Origin of the sequence: Thermopetrobacter sp. TC1 (assembly GCF_000746275.1) — a bacterium.
GTDB lineage: Bacteria > Pseudomonadota > Alphaproteobacteria > Rhizobiales > Aestuariivirgaceae > Thermopetrobacter.
Genome location: NZ_JQKX01000020.1, coordinates 33,939 through 60,145 on the forward strand (window position 1 = coordinate 33,939; position 26,207 = coordinate 60,145).

General features: G+C 62.2%; 20 protein-coding genes and 1 tRNA gene. 15 read left to right on the forward strand and 6 right to left on the reverse strand.

Annotated features, from left to right (window positions below):
- Window positions 1–266 precede the first annotated feature (266 nt).
- Window positions 267–343 (forward strand) — tRNA-Arg (locus tag EK16_RS02375).
- An 86-nt stretch (window positions 344–429) separates the two neighbouring features.
- Here the strand turns inward: EK16_RS02375 and EK16_RS02380 are convergent.
- The gene (locus tag EK16_RS02380; RefSeq protein ID WP_051928806.1) at window positions 430–1,038 is read right to left on the reverse strand and encodes an LOG family protein; all 609 of its coding nucleotides are present in this window, start codon (window positions 1,036–1,038) and stop codon (window positions 430–432) included.
- A gap of 247 nt (window positions 1,039–1,285) precedes the next feature.
- Between EK16_RS02380 and EK16_RS12125 the strand changes: the two genes are divergently transcribed.
- From EK16_RS12125 to EK16_RS02420, 8 genes are all read left to right on the forward strand, one after another.
- A complete protein-coding gene (locus EK16_RS12125) occupies window positions 1,286–3,037 on the forward strand; it encodes a LysM peptidoglycan-binding domain-containing protein (RefSeq protein WP_231573572.1) in 1,752 nt (583 codons plus the stop codon).
- A 373-nt stretch (window positions 3,038–3,410) separates the two neighbouring features.
- Window positions 3,411–3,689 carry an HU family DNA-binding protein gene (locus tag EK16_RS02390; protein ID WP_038034361.1) on the forward strand — a complete coding sequence of 93 codons (279 nt, stop codon included), beginning with the start codon at window positions 3,411–3,413 and terminating at the stop codon, window positions 3,687–3,689.
- A 385-nt stretch (window positions 3,690–4,074) separates the two neighbouring features.
- A complete protein-coding gene (locus tag EK16_RS02395; RefSeq protein ID WP_197059581.1) occupies window positions 4,075–6,477 on the forward strand; it encodes a sensor histidine kinase NtrY-like in 2,403 nt (800 codons plus the stop codon).
- 4 nt (window positions 6,478–6,481) lie between these two features.
- Complete coding sequence (locus EK16_RS02400; RefSeq protein ID WP_038034363.1) at window positions 6,482–7,846, forward strand: nitrogen assimilation response regulator NtrX; 1,365 nt, start codon at window positions 6,482–6,484, stop codon at window positions 7,844–7,846.
- A 266-nt stretch (window positions 7,847–8,112) separates the two neighbouring features.
- On the forward strand, window positions 8,113–8,592 hold the full coding sequence (speD, locus tag EK16_RS02405) for an adenosylmethionine decarboxylase (protein ID WP_038034366.1): 480 nt from the start codon (window positions 8,113–8,115) through the stop codon (window positions 8,590–8,592).
- Window positions 8,589–9,518 carry a polyamine aminopropyltransferase gene (gene speE, locus EK16_RS02410; protein ID WP_081910179.1) on the forward strand — a complete coding sequence of 310 codons (930 nt, stop codon included), beginning with the start codon at window positions 8,589–8,591 and terminating at the stop codon, window positions 9,516–9,518. The genes speD and speE overlap by 4 nt, the downstream gene beginning before the upstream one ends.
- 418 nt (window positions 9,519–9,936) lie before the next feature.
- On the forward strand, window positions 9,937–11,664 hold the full coding sequence (gene ilvD, locus EK16_RS02415) for a dihydroxy-acid dehydratase (RefSeq protein WP_038034368.1): 1,728 nt from the start codon (window positions 9,937–9,939) through the stop codon (window positions 11,662–11,664).
- Between the two features lie 16 nt (window positions 11,665–11,680).
- The gene (locus EK16_RS02420) at window positions 11,681–12,697 is read left to right on the forward strand and encodes a tetratricopeptide repeat protein (RefSeq protein ID WP_038034369.1); all 1,017 of its coding nucleotides are present in this window, start codon (window positions 11,681–11,683) and stop codon (window positions 12,695–12,697) included.
- Between the two features lie 45 nt (window positions 12,698–12,742).
- Here EK16_RS02420 and EK16_RS02425 read toward each other — a convergent pair whose 3' ends face one another.
- Window positions 12,743–13,582 (reverse strand): 3-keto-5-aminohexanoate cleavage protein, encoded by an 840-nt coding sequence (locus tag EK16_RS02425; protein WP_197059582.1) that lies wholly within the window; start codon window positions 13,580–13,582, stop codon window positions 12,743–12,745.
- A gap of 257 nt (window positions 13,583–13,839) precedes the next feature.
- On the opposite strand from EK16_RS02425, the gene trkA reads away from it, so the two are divergent.
- Window positions 13,840–15,216 (forward strand): Trk system potassium transporter TrkA, encoded by a 1,377-nt coding sequence (gene trkA, locus EK16_RS02430; RefSeq protein WP_038034372.1) that lies wholly within the window; start codon window positions 13,840–13,842, stop codon window positions 15,214–15,216.
- An 82-nt stretch (window positions 15,217–15,298) separates the two neighbouring features.
- Here the strand turns inward: trkA and mazG are convergent, their stop codons facing one another.
- The gene (mazG, locus tag EK16_RS02435) at window positions 15,299–16,150 is read right to left on the reverse strand and encodes a nucleoside triphosphate pyrophosphohydrolase (protein WP_038034518.1); all 852 of its coding nucleotides are present in this window, start codon (window positions 16,148–16,150) and stop codon (window positions 15,299–15,301) included.
- A gap of 221 nt (window positions 16,151–16,371) precedes the next feature.
- Here mazG and EK16_RS02440 point away from each other — a divergent pair, with 221 nt between their 5' ends.
- From EK16_RS02440 to EK16_RS02455, 4 genes are read left to right on the forward strand one after another with little or no spacing between them, the layout of a single operon-like run.
- Entirely contained in the window at window positions 16,372–16,734 is a 363-nt protein-coding gene (locus tag EK16_RS02440; protein WP_038034374.1) for a DUF805 domain-containing protein, read from the forward strand.
- A 37-nt stretch (window positions 16,735–16,771) separates the two neighbouring features.
- Window positions 16,772–18,883, forward strand: coding sequence for a capsular polysaccharide biosynthesis protein (locus EK16_RS02445; protein WP_081910182.1), 2,112 nt, complete (start codon window positions 16,772–16,774; stop codon window positions 18,881–18,883).
- Window positions 18,884–18,912: 29 nt separating this feature from the next.
- Complete coding sequence (locus EK16_RS02450) at window positions 18,913–20,604, forward strand: type I secretion system permease/ATPase (RefSeq protein ID WP_051928809.1); 1,692 nt, start codon at window positions 18,913–18,915, stop codon at window positions 20,602–20,604.
- A complete protein-coding gene (locus EK16_RS02455) occupies window positions 20,601–22,040 on the forward strand; it encodes an HlyD family type I secretion periplasmic adaptor subunit (RefSeq protein WP_081910184.1) in 1,440 nt (479 codons plus the stop codon). Before EK16_RS02450 ends, EK16_RS02455 begins: the two co-directional genes overlap by 4 nt.
- Window positions 22,041–22,149: 109 nt before the next feature.
- Here the strand turns inward: EK16_RS02455 and EK16_RS02460 are convergent, their stop codons facing one another.
- Window positions 22,150–23,115, reverse strand: coding sequence for a calcium/sodium antiporter (locus EK16_RS02460; RefSeq protein ID WP_038034376.1), 966 nt, complete (start codon window positions 23,113–23,115; stop codon window positions 22,150–22,152).
- Complete coding sequence (gene nhaA, locus EK16_RS02465; protein WP_255353315.1) at window positions 23,112–24,311, reverse strand: Na+/H+ antiporter NhaA; 1,200 nt, start codon at window positions 24,309–24,311, stop codon at window positions 23,112–23,114. The genes EK16_RS02460 and nhaA overlap by 4 nt, the downstream gene beginning before the upstream one ends.
- A gap of 276 nt (window positions 24,312–24,587) precedes the next feature.
- On the opposite strand from nhaA, the gene EK16_RS02470 reads away from it, so the two are divergent.
- A complete protein-coding gene (locus tag EK16_RS02470) occupies window positions 24,588–24,896 on the forward strand; it encodes a hypothetical protein (protein WP_231573574.1) in 309 nt (102 codons plus the stop codon).
- On the opposite strand, the gene rimO is transcribed toward EK16_RS02470, so the two are convergent.
- Entirely contained in the window at window positions 24,853–26,199 is a 1,347-nt protein-coding gene (gene rimO, locus EK16_RS02475; protein ID WP_038034380.1) for a 30S ribosomal protein S12 methylthiotransferase RimO, read from the reverse strand. The two genes, EK16_RS02470 and rimO, sit on opposite strands and share 44 nt — an antisense overlap.
- Window positions 26,200–26,207 lie beyond the last annotated feature (8 nt).

Below are 26,207 nucleotides of genomic sequence, written 5' to 3' on the forward strand. Positions count from 1 at the left end.
CCAGACCATGGCATAGTGCGTGTGGTGAAATATTGAGAGGCGGGCAGGGCGGCGCCGTCAACCGCCCCAAAAGGCGAAAAAGAAAGGATTACGGATCAGGATCAAGAAGGCTTGCCGTCGCTCCGGTCAGGCCAACGCTTGCACGCGCGCGCGCACTGGTCTATGCACGAAAGGGCGCCCGCGCCTTTGCAGGATGCCTTGCCGCCTGCTTGAAAGCGCGATCAGAATATGCGGCAAGCCAAAATTTAAGACGCAGCAGAAAGCGGGGTCCCGTAGCTCAGTTGGATAGAGCACCGGATTCCTAATCCGGGGGTCGCAGGTTCGAATCCTGCCGGGATCACCATTCTTTCATCACCCCCCATACCGGGCCTAAAAATCCGGCACGCAGCCAGCCAGGCCGCGCATCACGCCCTCATCGGCAGGAAAAGCTCAGAAGCGGCGCACCAGTTCATCCGGGGTCCATGTCGGCTGCCGCCTGATCTTCAGGCGCTTCTCGAACATGGGGATCACCTGATCGATGCGGGTGACGGCATCAAAACGCACCTCCTGCGAGGACTTGAAAAAGCCCTGGTCGCGCATGTGGCCGATGAGTTCGATCAGCGGATCCCAATATCCATTGATGTTGGCAAGGATAATGGGCTTGACGTGCTGGCCGAGCTGGGCCCAGGTGGAGACCTCCACCAGCTCTTCCAGTGTGCCGATGCCGCCGGGCAGGGCGCAGAACCCATCCGCCTTCTCGAACATGGTCATCTTGCGTTCGTGCATGTTGGCGGTCACCACCAGCTCGTTCACCCCCTCCAGCATGATCTCCTTGCGAATGAGAAACTCGGGGATGACGCCGGTGACATATCCACCATGCTCAAGACAGGCGCGTGCCACCTCGCCCATGAGGCCAAGCGATCCGCCGCCATAGACAAGCCCGATGCCGGCTTCTGCCAGCTGCCGGCCAAGCTTTCGCGCCGCTTCGGCATAGGCGGGATCATTGCCGGGCGAGGAGCCGCAATAGACGCACAAGCTTTTTTTCGGCCGCGTGCTCATGGGCGTCTCCAATGACACTGGGTTAAAGGGGTTACAAGCGCCATTCCCCGAAGGAGAAGGGCGCAATTCAAGGTGAGACGAGTTGCAAAAATTCCGGCATGGTGTCAAACAGGAAAGAAAAGACCGGGGGCTATAAAGGCGTTGACCTTGAGGTGACGGGCCGGGCATCCACCCGCGGAAGGGATGCTTATGGCCAAGTTGGACTTGCGTGCCGCGTTACACAAACCAGAAAAAACAAGGCGCCGTCATGAACAAACCGCTTGTCTGGATCCTGTCCCTGGTCTTTCTCATCCTCGGCATTCTTGCGGCCTATTTCGGCTATCAGGCCTACAGGCAGGGAAAACCCGCCGCCGTGACGGCGCTGATGCGCGAAGGCCCTGCCAAGGGCGAAAAGGCGACACAGGCCAAAGCCACCGCTGAAAGGAAAGGCGCAGAAGGGCAGGAAGAGAAGAAGGCCTCCGCCGCTTCCGCATCCAGGCCAGCCGGCGAGGCAAAGAATATAACCGCCGGTGAAAAGGGCGCAGAAGAAAAGACGGCAGCGCAGACGAAAGCATCCGCACCGGAACCGGGAAAGAAAACGCAGGAAACGGCCGAGGCCCAGACAGGCGAAGGCAAATCGGATAAACAGGCGGGTGCTGAACAGGCAGCCGGGGAATCGAAGCCTGCGCCGGCCTTCGATATCGTGCGCGTGGAGGAGGACGGTTCCGCCGTTGTGGCCGGCCGGGCCACGCCGGGCTCCTTTGTGGAAATCCTCCTTGATGGCAAGGTTCTCGGCCGCGTCACCGCCAATGAACGCGGTGAATGGGTCTTCGTGCCCGACACACCGCTGCCGGAAGGCGCCCACCAGCTGATGATCCGTGCCTATGCCGACAAGACAGGAAAGGAACAGGCCTTCTATTCACGCCAGAGCGTGGCCCTGACGGTGAAACGGGGTGAGAAGCCGCTCATTGTTCTTTCCGAGCCCTCCGCGCCTTCGCGCGTGTTGCAAAAGCCTGTGCGCATGGCCGAAGCCGGTCCTGAAGCTGCCGGAACCAAGCGTGAGCAAAAAGCGGCAGAGCCGGTCACCTCATCCGAAAACGCAGAAGAAACGGCCGGCACGAAGGAAAAGTCTGGCACGCCTCAAGGAGCCGGCACGTCCGAATCGGAAGCGAAAGCCGGGCAAGGCAGCCAGGTGGCAGAAACGCCAAAGGCCAAAAAGAACAAGGCCATGCCGCTGGCTCTTGATGTTGTGGATTATGACGAGAAGGGCGCCATTTTCTTCACCGGCCGCGCCCGGCCCGGTGCCTTGCTGCGGCTTTATGTGGACAACCGACATCTCGGCGATGCCCGCGCTGATTCGGAAGGGCGCTGGACCTGGCACGGCAGCACGCGCATCAGCCCCGGTGTGCACACGTTGCGCGTGGATCATATCGATGAGAACGCCAGGGTGATTTCCCGCATCGAGCTGCCGTTCATGCGGGCGAAGCCTGAAACCATTCTGGCCATGCGCGAAAAGGCAAAGGCTTCCGAACAGGGCACGGCGAAAAAGACTCCGGAAGAGGGGATGGCCAATACCGCCAAGCCATCGGATGAAAAAGCGTCCGGCGTGGGCAAAAGCGGCAGCGAAGAGACACATTTGAGCGATCAGCAGCTTGCCGAGGCGGCGGCGCGCGAAGCTGAAGCTGAAGCTGAAGCTGAAGCGACAGAAGCGGCCATGCCCGCTGCAAAGGCCACCGGCCAGGATCAGGCCAGCACCCCTGCGGTGCAGAAAGAGAAGAGCATGCGTGTGACCCGCGCCGGACAGGCGGAAAGGGTCGAGGGTGCGCCACAGGTTTTCATCGGCAAGGTGGTGATCCAGCCGGGAGACAATCTCTGGAACATCGCGCGGGCCATCTATGGCCGCGGCATCCGCTATACGGTCATTTACGAGGCCAACAAGGATCAGATTCGCGATCCGGACCTCATCTACCCCGGTCAGGTGTTCACAACGCCGCATCCGGATACCGTCAATGGCCGGTGAGTCGGCGATGCTCTTCTTCCATATTGTGAGAGAAAAAGCCGCATCCCGGGATTGCGCCCGAACCGGGCAGGTACAAGGCCATGATGCAACCACAGTTTGGCCACGATCTGTGCAAAATCATGAAAATTGAACAGGACAGGCCGGTTGAGACTTGCCAAGTGCGTCAAGCATTGGCATGGCAAAAGGTGTGAGTGCATGGGGGCTTTTGATTCGCCTGGCAGAGGCGGAAGGAAAGGCATTTGAAAGGCCGCCTCCTCTGGCCAGGGAAGAGCACATGCGTACACGGCATCACGTTTGAGGAATATGGAAAAGACCGTTCCTGCATCTTTCCGGAGCAGGGCCGGTCCGTTGCCATGACAAGGGAAAGAGAAATATGAACAAGCAGGAATTGATCGCCAAGGTGGCCGAGAAGGCCGGCCTGACCAAGACCCAGGCGGCCGCAGCGCTGGATGCGGCCATGGAGAGCGTCATGGAGGCGCTTAAAGCGGGTGATGAAGTGCGTCTGGTCGGTTTCGGCACCTTCATGGTCAGCCATCGGGCTGCCCGCAAGCAGAAGATTCCGGGCACGGGCGAAGTGCGCGAGATTCCGGCCATGAACGTGCCGCGCTTCAAGCCCGGCAAGGCCCTGAAGGACGCCGTCAACAAGAAGTAAGGTTCTCCAACAGGCTGCACGATGTGCTCGCGTATCCGCCCGACACATCGGTGTATGTCAGGGTGATGGTGTGAGTTTCACCGTGTTTTCGTGGCTTGAAAGGCCGCGAGCTTGCCAGCGTTGCGCCGTGAAGCATCGTGCAGCGAGGCGTTTTTGACAGGCTCTAGACACCAAGGCCGCCTTTTCAGGAAGGCGGCCTTTTCGTTTGATTGCATGGCGCATCTGTCGCACTTTTGCCACAGGCGTGTTGAATTTTTGCAACATGCGTTTAGAACGGTTGCCGGAGGCCACACCCTTGCCGGCATGAACTGGAAACAGGCGGATTTAAGAACGCATGAGCGAGCACGGCGACGGGGCCATAACAGAGCACAGGGATGAGCCCGGCATGAGTGCATCCAGGCCGGAACACGCCCGCGGCGAGCGTGCGCATTCCCGGGCCATTTCGCCCGGAACGCCGCCCGGCGGCCGGGGGGTGAAGGCCCAGCCATCCTATGACGCCGAGCGGGTCTATCGCCCGCAGACGGGGCCGATCGGGCTTCTTCTCGTTTTGCTCGCCGTCATTTCCGGTCTTGTCACCTACACCATCCTGACCGGGCTTACGCCCATCAAGCCCACCCGCACGGTGGTAACCACGCTTCTGTGGTTCAACGCCGCTCTTGTGCTGGCCATGGCCTCGCTCATCGGCTGGCAGGTATTCCGTCTGGTCATGGCCAAGCGCCGCGGGCAGGCGGGCGCCGGGCTGCACGGGCGCGTGGTGGCGCTGCTGTCTCTTTTCGCCGCCATACCCGCGGTCATTGTTGCCGTCTTCGCGTCCGTTACGCTCAATCGCGGCCTGGATGCCTGGTTCTCCCAGCGCATGCAGGATATCGTCGATCGTTCCGTGGCCGTGGCCCAGACCTATATTCAGGAACAGGCCGATCTCGCCCGGCTCGATGCCGCCGGCATTGCCGCCGACATCGAACACAACCGCGGCCTGTATGACAGTGACCGCATGCAGTTCATCCGGCGGGTGACGACTCTGGCCTCCCTGCGGGGCGTGCCGGCCATTTTCATATTCGATCGCAGCCTGCGTCAGTTCGATGTTGCCGCCCGCAAGCGCGCCGACATCTTCTTCCGCCCGCCGCCGCCGGATGCCCTGAACGTTGCGGACAAAGGGCGCATTGTCGTCATGGGGCCGGGGCCGGGAGACAATTTCATCCGTGCGCTTAAGAAACTGGAGGGCTATCCCGGCCGTTATCTCTACATCTACCGTCCGGTGAAGGAGGAGGTCCTGCGCCAGCTCGCCAAGGCGCGGGCAGAACGGGCCGAATACTATGCGCTGAAGTCCCAGCGCGTGGATCTGCAGATCACCTTTGCCCTCATGTATGCGGGCGTGACCTTCATTTTCCTGATGGCGGCGGTCTGGTTCGGCCTGTGGTTCGCCGACCGCCTCGTGCAGCCGGTTGTCGGGCTCATCCGCGCCGCCCGCCAGGTGGCGCGCGGCAATTTTGACGTGGAAGTCCCCGCAAGCCGCGGCACCGGCGACATTGGCACGCTCATTCGCGTCTTCAACCAGATGACGCGCCAGCTCAAGTCGCAACGTGAAGAACTGCTGGCCGCCTATCACAAGCTCGATGAACGCCGCCGCTTCACCGAGGCGGTTCTGAAGGGCGCTTCCGCCGGTGTTCTCGGGCTGGACCGGCACGGGCGCATCACGCTGGCCAACCGTTCCGCCCAGGAGCTGCTTGGCCTGCGTGAGAAGGATCTGGTTGGCCGTGCCTTAGGCGAGGTGCTGCCCGAATTTGTTCCCGTCTTCGAGACCGCGCGCAAAAAGCGTTCCGGCTTCGCCGAGGATCAGGTGAACCGCAGCGTGGAAAGCACCACACGCACCTTCGTTGTGCGGGTGACCACGGAAAAGGGTGAGCGCGACGTTTTCGGCTATGTGCTCACCTTCGATGACATCACCGATCTTCTTGCCGCGCAGCGCAATGCCGCCTGGGCCGATGTCGCCCGCCGCATCGCCCATGAGATCAAGAACCCGCTCACGCCGATTCAGCTTTCCGCGGAGCGTCTGAAGCGGCGTTATGCAAAGGAAATCACCTCGCGCCCCGATATCTTCACCCAGTGCACCGACACCATCATCCGCCAGGTGGAGGACATCGGCCGCATGGTGGACGAGTTCTCCTCCTTCGCCCGCATGCCCTCCGCACGGCCGGAGCCGGACGATCTGGTGCGCGTGGTCAAGGAGGCGCTGCTGCTGCAGCGGGTGAGCAGCGAGGACATCACCTTCGAGATGGACCTGCCGGATGAACCGCTCGTCTTTGCTTTCGACCGGCGCCTGATCACCCAGGCCATCACCAATCTGGTCAAGAACGCTAAGGAATCCATCGAGGCGCGGCTGGAGGAGAAGCCCGAACCGCCCGGGCGCATTCGCGTGTCCGTGTTTGAACGGGACGGTGCGGCCGTGATCGAAGTGACGGACAATGGCCGCGGCCTGCCGAAGGAAAATCGCGAACGCCTCACCGAGCCCTACATGACCACCCGCGAGAAAGGCACAGGCCTGGGCCTGGCCATTGTCCAGCGCATCATGGAGGAGCACGGCGGCCGCCTGATTCTGGACGATGCGCCGGACGGACAGGGGGCGCAGGTGAGCCTGGTTCTGCCCTTGAAACGGGAAACGCCCGCCGAAGGAGAGGGGCGCGAGACGAAACGGAAGACGGCGGCCTTAAGCCACGGGGAAAAGGACAAGGACGGCATGAACGCCGCTTCGGAAAACACCATCAACACAAACGGCGAGGGAAGGCCATAAGCCCATGAGTGCAGACATTCTCATCGTCGATGATGAAGCCGACATCCGGGAGCTGATCGGCGGCATTCTTGAGGACGAGGGATACGAGCCGCGGCTTGCGCATGACAGCACCTCGGCGCTGGAAGCCATCGCCGAGCGCCGCCCCGCGCTGGTGGTGCTCGACATCTGGCTTCAGGGCTCTCCCATGGACGGGCTTGAGCTTCTTGAGGTCATCAAAGCCCAGCATCCGGATCTGCCTGTGGTCATCATCTCCGGCCACGGCAATATCGAGACTGCCGTCGCCGCCATCAAGAAGGGCGCCTATGACTATATCGAGAAGCCGTTCAAGGCCTCGCGTCTCGTGCTCGTGGTCAATCGCGCGCTGGAAGCCTCGCGTCTGCGCCGCGAGAACGTGGAGCTGAAGACCCGCACCGGTGCGGCGGTGACCATGATCGGCGAATCGCCCGCCATGCGTCGGCTCAAGCAGGAGCTGAAAAAAATCGCGCCCACCAATTCCCGCGTTCTCATCTCCGGCCCCATGGGCGCCGGCAAGGAGCTGGCCGCCAGGCAGCTGCATGAGTGGTCACAGCGCGCCGATGGCCCCTTCGTGGTGCTGCAGGCGGCCACCCTGGCACCGGAACGCATGGAGGAGGCGCTCTTTGGCACCGAGGGCGATGGCAATGGTCAGGGCCGCATCGTCGGCAAGCTGGAGGAGGCGCATGGCGGCACGCTGTTTATCGATGAAGTCGCCGACATGCCGCTGGAGACGCAGGGCAAGGTTCTGCGCGTGCTTGTGGATCAGACCTTCACCCGCGTGGGCGGAAACCGTCCGGTGAAGGTGGATGTGCGCATCGTCTCGTCCACCGCCCGCGATCTGGAGGCCCTGATTGCCGATGGCCGCTTCCGCTCCGATCTCTATCATCGTCTGGCGGTGGTGCCCATTCGCGTGCCCTCTCTCGCCGAACGGCGCGAGGACATCCCGCTTTTGGCCGAATATTTCATCGAACAGCATTCGCGTGCCTCCGGGCGGGCGCCCAAGCGCCTTTCCGAAGACGCCATGGCCACGTTGCAGGCGCGCGACTGGCCGGGCAATGTCCGCCAATTGCGCAATTACATCGAGCGGCTGATGATCCTGTGCGCCGACGGGCCGGATGTGATCACCGCCGAGATGCTGCCCAAGGATTCCGCCCCCACGGAGGATGATCCGGACGGCTTCGATCTGGAGCGGGTCGTGGCCCTGCCGCTGAGGGAAGCACGCGAGGCCTTTGAGCGCGCCTATCTCAAGGCCCAGCTCACCCGCTTCAATGGCAACATCTCGCGCACGGCCCAGGCCATCGGCATGGAGCGTTCCGCCCTGCATCGCAAGCTCAAGAGCCTGGGGCTGGGCTAAGAAGCTCTTGATCTTTTTGCCGAAGGCCGATCAGTGCGGAAGAAAATGTCTCGCCCGGAAATTTGGGGCTTGCAAGCATAAGCGCGCTTTGTATATATGATGCGCCGCACCGCTCAATGGCGCGGCGTTTTGGGCCGGCGTGAGATCGCCGGCTTCTTTCGTGAGGCGGCTCCCAGGGCATCCTTTCAAGGAGAGGCGATCTCTGAAGAAGGGCACGTTGGGGGGGCGTCTCGGGGTTTGCATCTGCTGGTTGGGGAGGACTTCCGATGGAAGACCGGGGCCTCTTCCAATTGGGGATGGACCTGTCTGCAGGCACCACCCAAACGGAAGAACACGTGCTTGCCTCCGTGGCGCACGAGACCACGGAGAAGAAGGATCACTTCATTCGCAAAAACGGCAAGGTCTATGCCGGCACCCACCTCATCATCGAGGTGATCGGCGGCGAGGGCCTGAACGACGAGGAGCGCATCCGCCAGGCCTTTCTTGACAGTATCAGGGCCTGCGGCGCCACCCTGCTGCACATCCACACCCACAAGTTCACCCCCCAGGGCGTTTCGGGCGTGGCGGTGCTCGCCGAATCCCATATTTCCGTGCACACATGGCCGGAAGCGGGCTATGGCGCCTTTGATGTCTTCATGTGCGGCGAGGCCGATCCCTGGAAGGCCGTGCCCATCCTGAAGGAGGCCTTCAAGGCCCGTGATGTGCGCGTCACCGAAATTCTGCGTGGGGAGGGCATTGTCGAATGACGGACAAGGAACTGGATCCCGCCCTGCAGAAGATCGTGGCGGCGCAGGCCACTGGCGAGGATGAGGAGGACATCGAGATCCCCGGCTGGTGGGTGGAGCGTCTTCACGCCGGCTATCGCCAGATGCTGAAGATCGACAAGCTCCTTTATGACTCGAAGACGAAGGAGCAGCGCATCCGCGTCTTCGAAAACCCCACCTTCGGCCGGGTGCTCACGCTCGATGACATCCTGCAGACCACGGAGCGGGACGAGTTCATCTATCATGAGATGATGGCGCACGTGCCCATGCTTGCCCATGGCGCGGCCCACTCCGTGCTCATCATCGGCGGGGGTGATGGCGGCGTGCTGCGCGAGGTGGTGAAATACCGGGCCGTGGGCCGCATCGTGCAGGTGGAGATCGATGCCGAGGTCATCGAGTTCTCCAAGACCTACCTGCCGATGATCTCCGACGGCGCCTTCGATGATCCCCGCTACGAGCTCGTGGTGGCCGATGGCGCCCGGTATGTGGCGGAGGCCGAGGAGACCTTCGATGTCATCATCGTCGATTCCACCGATCCGGTGGGGCCCGGCGTGGTGCTGTTCTCCGAGGAATTCTACCGCAACTGCAAGGCGCGGCTGGCGGAGGGCGGCGTCATCGTCACCCAGAACGGCGTGCCCTTCACCCAGGCCGATGAGCTGGTGCACACCATGAGCGTGTTCCGCAAGCTTTTTGTGGATCATACCTGCTACACCGCCTGCGTGCCGGGCTATGCCGGCGGAGCACTCGCCATCGGCTGGGGCACCAACGACACGGAGCTGCGGGCGGTTCCGCTTGAGGTGCTCAAGCGCCGCTATGAGGCGGAAAAGCTGAAAACCCGCTACTACACGCCGGAGGTGCACAAGGCCGCCTTCGCCCTGCCCAAGTATATCAAGGATCTCATCCCTTGAACGGCGCGCCCGTTTTTAGAGATGTGGTCGGATACAACCAAGGGAAGAAAAAGGTTTGCGGGCTGTGGCATATATGCCACAGCCCCATGTTTTTGGTTTGGCCGGAATCGATCCGTCACTTTCCTTCCCATTTCCGCCCTAATATGAACATTGCCGTTTCCGGAAGAATGGCATGTCGTGAGGCTGCGCTGATGTGTGCCGGGCGGAAAGGCGTTTTGCGATGTTCCGCCGCGGCGGTGTGGTGTTTTCTCTCTTGCAGAAAGGTGCACAGCGCATAAAAGCACGCACGAATGAGAGCGCACCATGCGCACGAAAACGGGCTGAAAGCATCAGGATCCGACGGCCGGAAAACGGGGCAGGGGGGACCTTCCGGCGTTCGGGCGCCTTCGGGCAGGAAACGGCAACGGGGTGAGAGGTCATGGACGCCAAGGTGAAGATCGACAAGAGCAGACTGCCTTCCAGACATGTCACGGAAGGGCCGGAGCGGGCGCCGCACCGTTCCTATCTCTATGCCATGGGGCTGACCGATGAGGAGGTGCACCAGCCGCTCGTCGGTGTGGCCACCTGCTGGAACGAGGCGGCCCCGTGCAACATCTCGCTCATGCGCCAGGCGCAGGCGGTGAAGCAGGGTGTGGCCGCCACCGGCGGCACGCCGCGCGAGTTCACCACCATTACCGTCACCGACGGCATCGCCATGGGCCATGAGGGCATGAAGTCCTCTCTGGTCTCGCGCGAGGTCATTGCCGACTCGGTGGAGCTGACCATGCGCGGGCACTGCTACGACGCGCTGGTGGGCCTGGCCGGCTGCGACAAGTCCCTGCCCGGCATGATGATGGCCATGTGCCGGCTCAACGTGCCCAGCGTGTTCATCTACGGCGGCTCTATCCTGCCCGGCGTCTTTCGCGGCAAGCCGGTAACGGTACAGGACGTGTTCGAGGCCGTGGGCAAGTATTCCGTCGGCGCCATGTCGGCGGAGGACTTAAACGAGCTGGAGCACGTGGCCTGTCCTTCCGCCGGTTCCTGCGGCGCGCAGTTCACGGCCAACACCATGGCCACGGTGGCCGAGGCCATTGGTCTGGCGCTGCCCTATTCCTGCGGTGCGCCCGCGCCCTACGAGATGCGCGACCAGCTCTGCTATGCCGCCGGCGAGGCGGTGATGCACCTGCTGGCGGACAATATCCGCCCGCGGGATATCGTCACCCGCGAGGCGCTGGAGAACGCGGCGGCCGTGGTGGCGGCTTCCGGCGGCTCCACCAACGCGGCGCTGCACCTGCCGGCGATTGCGCATGAGTGCGGCATCGACTTCGACATCTTCGACGTCGGCCGCATCTTCGAGCGCACGCCCTACATCGCCGACCTCAAGCCCGGCGGCAAATACGTGGCCAAGGACATGTTCGAGGCCGGCGGCATTCCGCTGCTGATGAAGACGCTGCTGGAGGAGGGCTATCTCCACGGCGACTGCCTCACCGTGACCGGCCGCACCATTGCGGAGAACCTGGCCAAGGTGCGCTGGAATGACGAGCAGGACGTGGTGCGCCCGGCGTCCGATCCCATCTCGCCCACCGGCGGCGTGAAGGTCTTGCGCGGCAACCTGGCGCCGGACGGCGCCATCGTGAAGGTGGCGGGCATGAGCCATCTGAAGTTCCGTGGGCCCGCGCGCTGCTTCGACACCGAGGAGGAGTGCTTCGAAGCCGTCACCAACCGCCGTTACAACGAGGGCGACGTGCTGGTGATCCGCTATGAGGGCCCTAAAGGTGGCCCCGGCATGCGCGAGATGCTGGCCACCACCGCGGCGCTTTACGGCCAGGGCATGGGCGACAAGGTGGCGCTGATCACCGACGGGCGCTTCTCCGGCGCCACGCGTGGTTTCTGCGTCGGCCATGTCTCGCCGGAGGCGGCGGTGGGCGGCCCCATCGGGCTCATTCGGGATGGCGACATCATCACGCTCGATGCCGTGGCCGGCACCATCGAGGTGGAGCTCTCCGACGAGGAGCTTGAGCGCCGCCGCAAGGAGTGGAAGCCGCGTGAGGAAAACTTCGGTTCCGGTGCGCTGTGGAAATACGCGCAGCTTGTGGGCTCGGCCCGCTATGGCGCGGTCACCCATCCCGGAGCCAAGGCGGAGAAACGGCAATATGCGGATATCTGATCACAGGCAGGGGGGCATGCCTGTGCGGCGCAAGGCGTTCGCGCGCTGCGGCGGGGCTGTGCGTCTGCCCCGCCGTGCGCGGGCGAAGGGGCTGGCCAAATGGCCGGTTCGCTCTGTCTTGGCCTGTGCGGTTCTTGCTCTGAGCCTGGGCGTGGGGCCATCGCCCTTTGGTGATTGGGATGCGGCCCTTGCCGGAGATGCGCTTGATCAGCTGCCGATCAAGCAGTTTCACTCCTACGAACCGGCGGCACGCAGCAAGCGACAGGCCACGGCCGCCGGCATCCTTGAGGATTTGCGCAAGGGCCGCAAGGCCTGGCGCAAGGGGCGTTTTGCCAAGGCCCGCAAGGCCTTTGAGCGCGCCGCCCGCAAGGGCAGCATCGAGGCGGCCTGGTATCTCGGCCATATCTATCGGCTCGGGCGCGGGGCCAGGAAGAACGACGAGAAGGCCTTCCGTTACTATCGCACCGTGGCGCTGGCCTATGATGCCGATGAGACCAGCCGCATGCGCCTGATGATGACGGTGGATGCCCTTGTGCGTGTTGCCGATTATTATCGCACCGGCATCGGCCCCAAGAAAAAGCGCCGGGATCCCCGCCGTGCCTACCGGCTCTATACCATCGCCGCCGGACATGGCCATCCGGCCGCGTTCTATGGCCTTGGCCTTCTCGCCCTGAAAGGCGAGGGCATGCGCAAGCGGCCGCGCCGGGCCATCGCCTGGCTGGTCAAGGCCGCCCGCCTGGATCATCGCCCGGCCGCCATGCAGCTGGGCGATATCGCCGCCCGCGGTCTGAAGGGCTATGTGAAGCGCGATCCGGTGGCGGCGCTGTCCTGGTATATCATCGCCGCCCGCGGTCTTGCGGAAAAGGACAATCCCGCCCTTTTCAAGCGTATCAAGGCGATCCGCAAGAACCTGAAGGAGGAGGACCAGAAACGGGCCCTTGCTCTCGCCAAAGGGTTTCGCTCCCTGAATGCCGTGCCGGCGGCCGCACCCGTGGCCCGGGCGGTGCCTGCGGCGGCTGCCCAGCCCAAGTGATCTGGCCTTCAGGAAAAATTACGCGAATTCAACTTATTGCCCGGATTACTTGAAGGACTCCTTCAAGAAAGCCTTCGCCTCTTTTGCCGGCACGGGCCGCCCGCCGGTCTGCCGGATGATGTCGCAGGCGGCAAGAACGGGCTCTTGCGGATGCGCCGCCCTTGTGCCATCCGGCAGCACGCGATTGCAGGCAAGGCCGGTATGCACATGCCCGCCCTCCAGCAGGCAGCGGAAGATGACCGCGGCCTCATCCGCGCCATGGGTGCAGGCCGCCCATGTGACCGGCTGATGATCCAGCGCGGCCAGGAAGCGCTCAAGCGCGCTTGCGGTGTCCGTGTTCTCATGGCCGCTGTCGGCCCCCAGCTCAAAAAGCAGGTGCGGCCTTGAGAAGGTGACCACATCAAACACGCGCAGCCGCACGAAACGGGCGACATCAGACGGCGTGCGCATGATGAAGCGCGGCATCACCTCCATGACCTTCAGCCAGCGGAAGAAACCTTTCAGCCGCGAAAAGCCCTCATCGCTCTCATCGGAGAAAATGTCGCGGAAGATCAGATCCACCCCCTGCGGCCTGATGGCGCGCACTGCGTCAAAGCGCGTCTGCATGCCCACCGGCCCCAGAAATTCCGTGGAGAGAAAAACCGGCGGCGCCCCCTCCGGCAAGGTCTCGCCCAGCGCGGAAAAGAGCTTTCGCACGTTTTCGATCCGCTCCTTAATGGGCTGTTCGCCCGGGGCAATCGGCAGGGTGACGATGCTTGCGCCGGCCTCAGCCAGTGTCATGATCGTATCGGCCAGAGCGCGCACATGCGCATCATCAGGCGGCGCATCTGCAGAAACGGCGTTTTTCTCAAGCGTGGCGGAGAGCAGAATGTCGCGACTGGACATGGCATTCATTCCGTAATCTCACGGGTGCGCCAAGGCGCAGCAAGGGGCAGCATTTCGTTCATGCGGGATTGGCCGGACTGCGCTGTCTTGTCAAGCGGGCCTGCCGGCATGCGGCCTCTTGTCAGCGTTCGCCATATGGCGCACAGTGCGCGGCGACGTGTGATCCGTTCAGGCATTGCGGGCGTAAGGATCAGCAGGGCCTGTCAGGGGCAGGGGCCGGGATAGCGTGCACGGTTGGCAGGGAGAGGATCGGGGAGATGAAGATCATCATCTGCGGCGCCGGTCAGGTGGGGCGGGGCATTGCCGAACGCCTGGCGGCGGAGGGCAATGATGTCACGGTCATCGACACGCAGCCCGATCTGGTGCGCAGCATCTCCGACGATCTCGACGTGCAGGGCATCGTCGGCCATGGCGCGCATCCTGATGTGCTGGAACGCGCCGGAGCCGATGAGGCAGAGATGATCATCGCGGTCACCTATACCGATGAGGTGAACATGGTGGCCTGCGAAGTGGCCAACGCCCTGTTTTCCATCCCCACCAAGATTGCGCGCGTGCGGCATCAGTCCTATCTGGAGCCGCGCTTTTCCAATCTCTTTTCGCGCGAGAACACGGCGATCGACGTGGTCATTTCACCGGAAATCGCCGTGGGCGAGATGGTCTTGCGGCGCCTTTCCCTGCCGGGCGCGCAGGAGGCCATCCATTTTGCCCGCGAGAAGGTGGTGGCGCTTGGCATGATGCTGGGCGAGGACTGCCCGCTTCTCGATACACCCTTGTCACAGCTCGCTGACCTCTTTCCCGATCTTAAGGCCGTGGTTGTGGGCCTGTTGCGCAATGGCGAGGTGATCATTCCGCACACCACCGATCAGATGGAGGCGGGGGATTTCATCTTCGTCATTGCCGATGCCAATTCGGCCCAGCGCGTGCTGGCCCTGTTCGGGCATGATGAACCGCCGGCGCGGGACGTGATCATCGCTGGCGGCGGCAATATTGGCCTTTATGTGGCGCGCAAGCTGGAGAAACGCGATGCGCAGGCCCATGTGCGCATTATCGAAAGCAACAGGGCGCGTGCGGAGGCCATTGCCGATTCGCTGGAACGCGCCATTGTCCTGCATGGCTCGGCGCTGGATACGGAAATCCTGCGTGAGGCAGATGTGGAGCGTGCCGATGTTTTCATCGCGCTGACCAATGACGACAAGGTCAACCTGCTTTCCGCCCTGCTAGCCCGTCAGGAGGGGGCCGCGCATACCATGAGCCTGATCGCCACCCTGCAGGCCCTGCCGCTGGCCGGCCCCTTGCAGGTGGATTCCTGGATCGACCCGCGGGCGGTGACCGTTTCGGAAATTCTGCGCCATGTACGCCGCGGCCGCATCAGCGGCATCTATCCCGTCTTTGACGGCAAGGCCGAGATCGTGGAAGCCGCCGCGCTGGAGACCTCGCCCATCGTTGGCCGCAAGCTGCGCGAGGCGGACATTCCGGAAGGGGTGCGCATTGGTGCGGTGGTGCGCGGCGAGGATGTGATCATGGCCACCGGCGATCTGGAAATCCGCCCCGGTGATCGGGTGGTACTCTTCGCCCGCGCCGACATGGCCGAGGAAATCCAGCGCATGTTCCGGGTCTCGCCGGAGTTCTTCTGAAAGGCCTGCGCTTTTTTGAGTTGCAAAGAGCCTGTCACCGATGCCTTGTGACTGGAGTCCTTGCGAAGGCGGAGCAGGGGGATCAGCTTTCGCGCTCTTCGCCCTTGGCCTGTTCCCACAGGCGGTCACGCGCTTCATCCGTGAGCTCGGAAAGCTGCCGGCCTTCCTGACGCGCCAGGCGTTCCACAGCGCGCATGCGCGCGGCGAACTTGTCGTTGGCGCGGCGCAGGGCGGTCTCGGCATCCACGTTCAGGTGCCGGGCGAGATTGACTACGGTGAAGAGAAGATCGCCGATTTCCTCTTCGACCTCTTTTTGCGCGCCCTTTTCATGAGCCGAAGCCAGCTCGCGGGCCTCTTCCGCCACCTTTTCAGCCACGCCTGAAACATCCGGCCAGTCATAGCCAGCGCGCGCGGCCCGTTTCTGCAGTTTCTGCGCCCGCATCAGCGCCGGCAGGGCAAGCGCCACGTCATCGACCAGAAAGGGCGCGCCCTCCTCCTTTGCGTTATCCTCCGCTTGCGCTTCGGCAGGCTCCGTCATTGCCTGCATGCCGGCCTTGCGTGCGCGTTCCTTTTCTTTGGCCTGTTCCCAGAAATCGGCTTTCACCCGGCCGCGCTCCTCCGGCGCGCCGAAAACATGGGGGTGGCGAAACAGCATTTTGCGCACGATGGCTTCCACCACGTCGGGAAAGGCGAAATATCCGGCCTCTTCCGCCATGCGCGCATGAAACACCACCTGCAGCAACAAATCGCCCAGCTCTTCCTTCAACTCCTCCATGTCGCCGCGGGCGATGGCATCGGAAACCTCATAGGCCTCCTCGATGGTATAGGGTGCGATCGTCTCGAAGGTCTGCTCAACATCCCAGGGGCAGCCATGTTCGGGATCGCGCAAGGTGCGCATGAGTGCAAGCAGGGTCTCGATCTGCTTCGGATCCATGCGCAACACATCTTCCGCCGGAGAAGAAAAGCCCGAAGGTTCAGCACGAGATGCGCCGGGCTGCTCCTGTTTTTCCTGCGCCGGTTTGCGTTCTTGATGGTTGTCATTCATGGCAGGGCCCTGCGCCGCATGATAGGATGCGTTTCACTTTTCACACGAATGGCTCCGGTTTGACGGGGGAAAGGCGAAAGGTCAACCATTCCGGAGCGGGAGTTGGGATCATGCGGTGTTTTTTCAAGGCGGTGGCGGCCTATGCCGATTTTGAAGGGCGCGCAACACGCCGGGAATTCTGGCTGTTCTTTCTCATCTGGGCGATTCTGGGCGGCATCGCCGTCTGGGTGGACTTACGCCTTGGCATCTATGCCATCAACTTCCGCAACGGCATCGGCATTTTCTCCATCACCTGGCTGGTGGCGCTGATGCTGCCCTGGCTGGCGGTGAGCGTGCGCCGGCTGCATGATACGGGCCGCAGCGGCTGGTGGGTGTTGTCCTTTCCTCTCCTGCCGCTTTATCTGTACCTGATGGCGCTGCCGGGCGAGGAGGCACCGAACCGTTTTGGTCGCCCCGAACCGCCCTGGTGCTGAAAGCGGTTGAAGGAACGGGGGCTTATGCGCCGCATTCATGCTTGATGACATTGAAATTCTCTACATCCCGGCGCTCTCAACAGGATTGGTGCGCCAGCGCCGCTTTCTTTCCCGGATATTGTCACGGCCGGTGAAAGTCCTGCCGCCGGGTGCGCGCTGTCCTGCTAACGCCGCCTGGATCGGCTGGGGACGACGCAGGAGCGGCGAGCGGGCAAGGCGCCTGGCATTCCGGGACGGCACCCGGATGCTTTTGCTGGAGGACGGCTTTTTGCGTTCGGTTGGCCTTGGTGTGCGGGGGGCGCCGGCATGGTCCCTGATTATGGATGGGCAGGGTGTGCATTACGACGCCACCGCACCTTCCGATCTGGAAGCCAGCATCGAGCGGGGAGACTTTTCTGAACAGGAACGTCTTGCGGCCCGCCATGTCATCAGGGTTCTGCGTGAAGAGGGCTTAAGCAAATACAACGACGGTCTGCCGCCACCGCCGGATGCTTTCGAAGGAAAAGCAAGGCGCGTGCTGGTAGTGGATCAGACAGCGGGTGATCTCTCCCTTGTTTATGGCGGCGTGGATCAGGAGACCTTCGCGGCGATGCTTGATGCCGCGCTGGAAGAGAACCCCGAATCCGAAATCTGGGTGAAAACCCACCCTGACGTGCTTGCCGGAAAACGGCAGGGATGCCTGCCCAGGCGGGATCATCCGCGTCTGCGCCGGATTGCTGACAACTGGCATCCGCATGACCTGCTAGCGCATTTCGACAAGGTTTACGTAGCAACCTCGCTTATGGGGTTTGATGCGCTGATCCGTGGTCGTGAAGTGCATTGCTTCGGCATGCCTTTCTATGCCGGCTGGGGGCTGACGGTTGATCGACAGACCTGCTCGCGCCGCACACACAGGGCAACCCTGGAGGAGGTAGTGGCTGCCGCCTTCGTGCGTCACATGCGCTATCTAAATCCGCGCAACAATCAGGCCGGCACTTTTGATGATGTGGCCCGCTATCTTGCCCGGGAAAGGCAGCGCCTGCGCCAATGGCAGGAGGCGGGGGAAAAGCCCTTTTCCGGCCGGGTGTTCGCCTTTGGCTTTCAACGGTGGAAACGCGCCATGGTCCGCCCCTTTTTCGGCGCTGGCGCTCAGGTGCATTTCGTCACTACGCCCAAGGCCGCACAGCGCCTGGGGATTTCGGCACGGGATCGCATCGCCGTCTGGGGCATGCGCGATCCCGCAGGGCTGCGTGAACTGGCCAGGGAGCACACTCTTTCCATCGTGCGCGTGGAGGATGGCTTTTTGCGATCCGTCGGTTTGGGCTCGGATTTCATTCCCCCCTGGTCCCTGTTGTTCGATCCCGTGGGCATCTATTTCGATGCCGCAGGAAGCAACATCATCGAACACTGCCTTCTGAAGGCGGCGCCGCTGCCCGATGATGTGGTGAAACGCGCCCGGAATTTGCGCGAGAAAATTATCGAAGCGGGATTGAGCAAATACAATTTTCCAAAGCCCCCGCGCGCATTCACCCCGCCAGCCGAGGCGGCGGGCAAGCGCATCGTTCTCGTTCCCGGACAGGTGGAAAGCGATGCCGCCGTGCTCCTGGGCGGCGGTGAGGTGCGCACCAATCTCGAGCTGTTGCGGCGCGTGCGCGCCCTGGAGCCCGAGGCCTTCATCATCTACAAGCCCCATCCCGAAATCCTGGCCGGAAACCGCAAGGGCAGGGGGCATGTGCGGCAGGCGCAGGCCTGGTGTGATCACATCGAAAGAGACGCCGATCTGACCCAGTTGCTCAATGAAGTGGATGCCGTGCACGTCATCACGTCCCTGGCCGGATTTGATGCGCTGCTGCGCGGCCGGGAGGTGCACTGTCACGGCATGCCCTTTTACGCCGGCTGGGGATTGACCATCGATCATCAGCCCATCACCCGTCCGCGCCGTCCCTGCACGCTGGATGAGCTCGTGGCCGCCGCCCTCATCATGGCGCCGGTCTATGCCGATCCGTGCCGGGGAATTCTTCTTTCCCCGGATGATGTGGTTGAAACATTCACGAAAAGGTTGCGCGCGCATGATCAAGTGATTTACATGAACCATGCCCGCATGGCGCGCAGGATATGGCATTATCTCCTCTCCTGGCTGACCGGCGGGCGCGTTGGGCGTTGTCGATAACGGATTTTGGCCGTTGCTGCGGGGGCGGAATGGATAAAACGGCGCAGGAGATCCTGAAAAGGCCCTTTCTCCAGTTTCCCGGAATTCTCGCCTTTGTCGGATTGGCCAGTGTGGGCCTCAACCTGCTCATGCTCACAGGCCCTTTTTTCATGCTGCAGGTTTACGACCGGGTGTTGCCGAGCCACAGCCGCGATACGCTCTACGCCCTTCTTGTTCTCGTTATTGTGCTCTATGCGGCCCTGGGGCTGCTGGACATGGCACGGGCCCGCATCCTTTCGCGCATGTCTACACGCATGTCCCTGAAAATGCGTGATACGATCCAGAATGCGGTTTTGCGTGCGGCGCTCATTCGGGGCGAGCCGGTCATGGAACCGATGCGGAACTTTTCCGTCATGACCGCGTTTATGGGCGGGCCCGCTTTGGCCGTTCTGTTCGATGTGCCGATGATGGTGATTTATCTCTCCGTCATTTACCTGCTGCATCCGAACATGTTTCTGCTTGCCCTTTCAGGTGCAGTCCTTCTCTTCGGTCTCGCCGTTCTCAACCATGTCCTGTCTGCCACCCTGCAACAGAAAGCCGCCAATGCTTCGGCCACGTCCAACCGCATTTTGTCCTCCATCATGCAGGCGGCGGAAACCGTTATCGGTCTTGGCATGCGAGGCCCTGTCCTTTCCAGGTTGGGAGAGATACAGGACAGGGCCCTGTGGTGGGAGACCCGCGCCCGTGAGCGGATCGCAAGCATGGCTGCACTTACCCGGGCCGTCAGACTCCTTTTGCAATCGGCCATGCTGGCGCTTGGCGCCTGGAATGTTCTCAATGGCGAGATGACCGGCGGCATGATGATCATGGGCACCATTCTTCTCGGGCGCACATTGCAGCCAGTGGAACAGGCCATAACCCAATGGCGGGCCTACCAGCGCTATCGCATTTCTCGCGATCGTCTTGTGGGATTTCTTGAGCATCAGGAGGACCACAGGCCGCAATCGCAGGAAATGAGGCCGGAAAACGCGCCCCGCGGACATATCAGCGTCGAGGATCTCGTCATTGCTCCGCCGGGCGTGCGAAAGCCTCTTTTGCGTGGCGTGCGCTTTGAGCTGGAACCGGGGCACATCCTCTGGGTCACCGGAGCAAACGGCAGCGGCAAGACCATGCTGGCGCGCAGCCTGTGCGGACTGTTGCCGCCGCTTGCCGGCCGCATCCTGCTCGATGGCGCCGATATTGATGCCTGGCCAGAACGGGAAAGAGCACGCCTGATCGGGTATTTGCCTCAGGACATCCATTTGCTGGAAGGTACGGTGGCCGAAAACATCGCGCGGTTTGATCCCGCAGCCCGCGAGGAGGACGTGATTGCAGCCGCCCAAAGGGCCGGCGTGCATGAGGCCATCAAGCGCAATGGCGGATATGACCGCCCCGTGGGACCGGATGGGAAATGGCTGTCGGGTGGCATGCGGCAGCGGGTGGCACTTGCCCGCACCTTTTATGGTGATCCCGTTCTCGCCATTCTCGACGAACCGTTCACCGCTCTCGACCCGGCCGGCCGCAAGGCGCTCACGCAAGCGCTGCGAGCACTCAAGGAGCAGGGGAAAGCCCTCATCGTCATTGATCACATGCCCATGATCGAACGCATTGCCGATTTCCGCCTCCTGCTTGAGGACGGCCATGCCCGCTTGCAGACTGCCAGTCGCAAGGCGACACCTACTGGCTTGGGACCACTTTCATGATGTTTCTGCCGGACAGAAGTCGGAGTGACCGCAGCGGTCTGCGTCTGAAGGCCCGCTGGCGCCTCGTGCGCAGAAGGCTGGACCGCTTTGCCGCCTTCAAACGCTTCATGGAATGGAAGAACCAACGGCGGGCCGGGGATCCAAAAGCTTTGTCGCCCATTTCCGGAGAGTTCATCATTGCGGTGGTTTTTGGCCTCGTTTTCGTCGTTGGCGGGGCCTGGGCCTTTCTGGCGGAGATAGAAGGAGCCGTGATCGCTTCCGGCGCGGTCAGCCCCGAGAGTGGTATCAAAACGGTGCAGCATCCCGAAGGCGGAATTGTTGCAGAAATACGCGTGCGCGAAGGCGATCGCGTCCAGGCCGGTCAGGTCCTGATGGTGCTCAAGGCCGATGAGTTGCGGGCCAATCTCGCCATGGTCGAGACCCAGTATTTCGCGACATTGGCGGAAATTGCCCGTCTGGAAGCCGAACGGGACGGCAGAACGCGGCTTCGTTTCCCCCAGGAACTGATCAGGGCGGCCGTCACCAATGCCTCGGCACGCAATGCGATGGAAACCCAGCGGCGCCTTTTTGAAAGCAGGCGGAAACTGAACGTTACCCAGAAAAAGGTGCTGGAGCAGCAGATCAATGCGCTGGAGAAGCAGTTGGAGGGCCTGAAGGCCGAATTGGAAGGAAAGAAACGACAAGCCGCGCTCATTCGCGAGGAAATCAATACCGTTTCCCGGCTTCTTGCCAAGGGACAGGCGCTGAAGCCCCGTCTCCTTGCCCTGCAGCGCACGGCGGCTGCCCTGAAGGGAGACATGGGACGCAATCTCGGTGAACAGGCCAAGACGCGTGAATACATAGCCCAGATACGTCAGCAGATCGTCTCCATCGACCGGGATTTTCTCGCGGGTGTTCTCGATCGCCTGGCGGAGTTGCAGCAGCAGGAAAGTCTCCTTCGGGAAAAGCGCATTGATCTTGCACGCAAGCTGGAGCTGACGCGCATGCGGGCTCCGGCAGATGGCAGGGTTTTGGAAATCACCATGAAGACCATCGGCGGTGTCATTGGCCCGCGGGAGCCGGTCATCCGCATCGTGCCCCTGAAAGAGGCCCTCATCATCCAGGCCAAGGTGCAGCCGACAGACATCGACGAGCTGCGTCCTGATCAGCTGGCGCGTGTGGTTTTTTCGGCCTTTGAGGCGCGCACAACCCCCACTCTGAACGGAACCGTGCGCACGATATCACCCGCCCCCCTCATCGACGAGGCGGATAGTCAGCCTTATTATCGGGTGGACGTGGAGGTCCCCGCCGCCGAGCTTGGCAAGCTGCCCAAGGGCGCGAAACTCGTGCCCGGCATGCCGGCGGAAGTCTTCATCACCACACGCCCGCGCACGCCCATGGATATCATCCTGAAGCCGCTCAAAGATTCCATGAGACGGGCCATGCGCTCCGACTAAACGGGCCTGCCGGGGCATGATGCCCCGTTACACGCCCAAAAACTATCCGCTGCATGTTCGCGCGTGAAGAATTCACCGCGGATGCTGCCGCACGCAAAATTGAAAGCATTCAACCCACAATCAGGGAACGCACGCCCATGTAAGCGCCGTAGAGGGCCACGAGCAGCAGGGCGCGGTTGCGGGTGAGCCCTTTGGAGGAGTGAAAGAACAGGATCATCAGGATCGTGGCCAGCAGCACCATGCCCGCATCCAGCCGGGCCATGACCTGCGGCACCGGCAGGCCGGCTATGCCTGCTGCCGCGCCGCCCACGCCCAGAATGTTGATGATGTTGCTGCCCACCACGTTGCCATAGGCCACGTCGGAATGGCCATGCCGCGCCGCCACCAGGGAGCTGGCCAGCTCCGGCGAGGATGTGCCGAGGGCAACGAGGGTCAGGCCGATCACGCCCTTGGAGACGCCGAAATAATCGGCCACCTGGCTTGCTCCGCGCAGGAACAGATCACCGCCGTAGACAAGCAGCCCAAGCCCGATGAACACCGCCACCAGGGCGATCAGGGGATGTTCCATCCAGGCCGGCACAGAGGCCTCCTCGGCAATGTCTTCCTCCAGCGCCGCAAGCAGGCGTGTTTCCCTTCTGGTGCGGACGAATTCCCAGGTCATGTAGGCGGCCAGCCCCGCGAGCATGAGCAGGCCGAAGAAACGATTGATGTGTCCATAAAGGCCGAGAAGGAAGAAAACGAGCGCCGTGGCCATGAGCAGCAGGCCATCGGGCAAGAGCGCACGCGGCTGATGATGCATCGGCCTGACCAGGGCCGTCAGCCCTAAAACCAGCAGGATGTTGGCCGTATTGCTGCCGAGGATGTTGCCGACGGCGATCTCCGGATGATGAAAGAGCACGGCCTCCACCGAAACCACCATCTCCGGCATGGAGGTGGCGACTCCGACGATGAGAATGCCCACAACAAGGGTGGACAGCCCCAGCCAGCGCCCGAGCGAAACCGCCCCGCGCACCATGGCCTCGCCCCCGAACAGCAACAGGACAAGCCCGGCTATGATGTTCACGATGGTCATCATGTTTGGCAGCCTTGGCCCGATTCAGTGGCGGGTGCAAGCCTGAGCACGAGATAACCCACAACGCCGGAGAGTAAGGAGCCGATAATCACACCGAAGCGTACACCTGCGGCATGTTCCGGCTCGGCAAAGGAGAGCATGCCGATGAACAAACTCATGGTGAAGCCGATGCCGGTGAGCACCGCAACGCCATAAATGTGCAGCCAGCCGGCCGCTTCCGGCCGCCGGGCCAGGCCGGTCTTGACCGCAAGGAAGACCATGGAGAACACGCCGATCTGCTTGCCCAGGAAAAGCCCGAGCAGAATGGCCAGCGGCAGAGGATCGAGCAGCGCCTGCATGCTGAAACCGGACAAGGGCACACCGGCATTGGCAAAGGCGAACAGGGGCATGACGAAATAGGCCACATAAGGATGCAGCGCATGCTCCAGCCGCTTGAGCATGCTGGTGCCATCCGGATTGCGCATCGGAATTGTCAGCGCCAGCACCACACCGGCCAGTGTGGCGTGAATGCCTGATTTCAAGACCGACACCCACAGGATCACGCCAACGATGATATAGGGCGCAAGCCGGGCAATACGCAGGCGATTGAAAAGAATGAGCACAAGAATCGCCGCCGAGGCCGCGACCATGGGGGTGAAGGTGAGCGTATCGGTGTAGAAGGCGGCGATGATGATAATGGCGCCCAAGTCGTCCAGAATGGCAAGGGTGAGCAGGAAGATCTTCAAAGAGGAAGGCACGCGCCGGCCCAGCAGCGAAAAGACGCCAAGCGCAAAGGCAATGTCGGTCGCGGTGGGAATGGCCCATCCCTTGGCCAGGGTGGCATCCACTCCGGCAATCGCCAGATAGACGAGGGCGGGCACGGCAATGCCGCCCGCAGCGGCCAGCGCCGGCAGCAGAACCTGATCGCGCGAGGCCAGCTGTCCTTCCATGAACTCCCGCTTCAGCTCCAGCCCCACCAACAGGAAGAAAATGGCCATCAGCCCGTCGTTGATCCACAAAAGCAGCGGCTTTTTCAGGCCGACGGATCCCAGCTGGATGATCAGGGGCGTGTCAAGAAAGCGGTCATAGAGCGAGGACAGCGGCGAATTGCTGAAAACAATAGCAAGCAGCGCCGCAAGCAGCAGCAGGCCGGCCGAGAAGGCTTCGTGCCGCATGAAGCGCTGCAGCGCATTCTGGGGCGCCGGGGCGGTGTTGGCCACGGGATGATGCTCCCTGTGATATGCTTGTGTCAGGTCCTGACGGCTTCGTGAATGAAGGCCTTGCGGCTATTCCACCCAAGGGGATTTCAGCCTCGCCGCTTGCTGCTGGCAATAGTCATTCGTTTTTCATCCCGCAAGTTACAGCTCGTTCATCGATGCGCGCTATGATCAGGGCGTGCCGCATGAAACCCGTAAAGATTGAATACAATTGAACCGGTTTTCTCCACCGGGTGTCAGGAGGTTTCTGGCACCATGCCGGCATGGGAGGAGAAGACCATGTCGTACCGGATCAAGAGTTTGCTGGACATGATCGGACATCATCCGCGCCGTCTGTTTTCCGTCAGTTTTGCCGGCACGGTCATTGTTTTGCTGGCGCTGCAGGGACCAGCCCATCAGATGGACCTCAATGAGGCCGAACAGATCGCCTATGGTCCGCAGTTGCCGGCACACCTGCAAGCCCAGGCCCAAAGCCCCCTGAAGGATCTGCCCACGCGTGCGGATGTCTTCGCCGCCATGGAGCGGCCCGATCCCATGGCGCTGCTCACGCCGGTTCCGCTTCCAGATCGTAATCGTGCGTCTCGGTGATACGCACCCGCATGAATTCGCCGATGCGCGCATCCGGCACAAGATGACGGGGGATCCAGGTCTCGCCATCCACCTCCGGCGCATCCCATGGCGTGCGGGCGATGATGAGATCCTCCCCCTCGTCGATCTCATCCACGATCACCTCCGTCATGCGCCCTTTCAGGCGGGCAAGGCGCTGTGCGGAAATCTCCCTTTGCAGGCGCATCAAGGCATCACGCCGGCGCTGGCGTTCCTCCTGCGGCACCATGCCCGGCAAATCGTTGGCCGCCGCGCCTTTCACGTTCTCATAGGCGAAACAGCCCACACGATCGAGGGCCGCTTCCTTCAGCCAGTCAAGCAGAAAGCGGAAATCCTCTTCCGTCTCTCCGGGAAAGCCGACGATGAAGGTGGAGCGAATGGCAATCTCCGGGCAGATCGTCCGCCAGTGTTCGATGCGGCGCAGCATCTTTTCCTGATTGGCGGGCCGGCGCATGGCTTTCAGCACCGATGGCGCTGCATGCTGCAGGGGCACGTCGAGATAGGGCAGGATCAGCCCTTCCGCCATCAGCTCCACCAGCGCATCCACATGCGGGTAGGGGTAGAGATAATGCAGCCTGATCCAGATGCCCAGCTCGCCCAAGGCCCGGGCCAGATCGGTGATATGCGCGCGCAAGGTCTTCTCGCGCCAGGTCTCCCGCTCATGGCGCAGATCCAGCCCATAGGCGGCGGTATCCTGCGAAATGATGAGAAGCTCGCGCACGCCGGCGCGCACGAGAGCTTCCGCCTCGCGCATGATCTCGGAGGGTTTTCGCGACACAAGCGGCCCGCGCAAATGGGGAATGATGCAGAACGTGCAGGAATTGGAGCAGCCTTCCGAAATCTTCAGATAGGCATAATGGCGCGGGGTCAGATGAAAGCCCGCTTCCGAAACGAGATCCATGCGCGGATCATGCGGGCGGGGCAGGGCCTCATGAACCGCCGCCATGACCGATTCATAGGACTGCGGCCCGGTCACGGCGAGAACTCGCGGGTGAACCTTCAGGATTTCCTCCGGATCGCGGCCCATGCAGCCGGTGACGATGACCCGGCCGTTTTCGGCAAGCGCCTCGCCGATGGCCTGCAAGGATTCCGCCCGCGCCGAATCCAGAAAGCCGCAGGTGTTGACGATCACGAGATCGGCGCCGGCATAATCGCCAACGATGTCATAGCCTTCCGCTTTCAGGCGCGTGATGATCCGCTCCGAATCCACCAGCGCCTTCGGACAGCCCAGCGAGACGATGCCCACCTTCGGAATGTCTTTTGGGGATCCTGCCTGTTCTGCCATGTTGCTCA

Coding starts and splice junctions, on each gene's coding strand:
- EK16_RS02390 (WP_038034361.1), top strand. CDS start 3,411: ATGAACAAGCAGGAATTGATCGCCAAGGTGGCCGAGAAGGCCGGCCTG.
- trkA (WP_038034372.1), top strand. CDS start 13,840: ATGAAGATCATCATCTGCGGCGCCGGTCAGGTGGGGCGGGGCATTGCC.
- EK16_RS02380 (WP_051928806.1), bottom strand. CDS start 1,038: ATGAGCACGCGGCCGAAAAAAAGCTTGTGCGTCTATTGCGGCTCCTCG.
- EK16_RS02395 (WP_197059581.1), top strand. CDS start 4,075: ATGAGTGCATCCAGGCCGGAACACGCCCGCGGCGAGCGTGCGCATTCC.
- EK16_RS02425 (WP_197059582.1), bottom strand. CDS start 13,582: ATGTCCAGTCGCGACATTCTGCTCTCCGCCACGCTTGAGAAAAACGCC.
- EK16_RS02470 (WP_231573574.1), top strand. CDS start 24,588: ATGTCGTACCGGATCAAGAGTTTGCTGGACATGATCGGACATCATCCG.
- EK16_RS12125 (WP_231573572.1), top strand. CDS start 1,286: ATGAACAAACCGCTTGTCTGGATCCTGTCCCTGGTCTTTCTCATCCTC.
- speD (WP_038034366.1), top strand. CDS start 8,113: ATGGAAGACCGGGGCCTCTTCCAATTGGGGATGGACCTGTCTGCAGGC.
- EK16_RS02460 (WP_038034376.1), bottom strand. CDS start 23,115: ATGATGACCATCGTGAACATCATAGCCGGGCTTGTCCTGTTGCTGTTC.
- ilvD (WP_038034368.1), top strand. CDS start 9,937: ATGGACGCCAAGGTGAAGATCGACAAGAGCAGACTGCCTTCCAGACAT.
- EK16_RS02450 (WP_051928809.1), top strand. CDS start 18,913: ATGGATAAAACGGCGCAGGAGATCCTGAAAAGGCCCTTTCTCCAGTTT.
- rimO (WP_038034380.1), bottom strand. CDS start 26,199: ATGGCAGAACAGGCAGGATCCCCAAAAGACATTCCGAAGGTGGGCATC.
- speE (WP_081910179.1), top strand. CDS start 8,589: ATGACGGACAAGGAACTGGATCCCGCCCTGCAGAAGATCGTGGCGGCG.
- EK16_RS02455 (WP_081910184.1), top strand. CDS start 20,601: ATGATGTTTCTGCCGGACAGAAGTCGGAGTGACCGCAGCGGTCTGCGT.
- EK16_RS02445 (WP_081910182.1), top strand. CDS start 16,772: ATGCTTGATGACATTGAAATTCTCTACATCCCGGCGCTCTCAACAGGA.
- EK16_RS02440 (WP_038034374.1), top strand. CDS start 16,372: ATGCGGTGTTTTTTCAAGGCGGTGGCGGCCTATGCCGATTTTGAAGGG.
- mazG (WP_038034518.1), bottom strand. CDS start 16,150: ATGGATCCGAAGCAGATCGAGACCCTGCTTGCACTCATGCGCACCTTG.
- EK16_RS02420 (WP_038034369.1), top strand. CDS start 11,681: ATGCCTGTGCGGCGCAAGGCGTTCGCGCGCTGCGGCGGGGCTGTGCGT.
- EK16_RS02400 (WP_038034363.1), top strand. CDS start 6,482: ATGAGTGCAGACATTCTCATCGTCGATGATGAAGCCGACATCCGGGAG.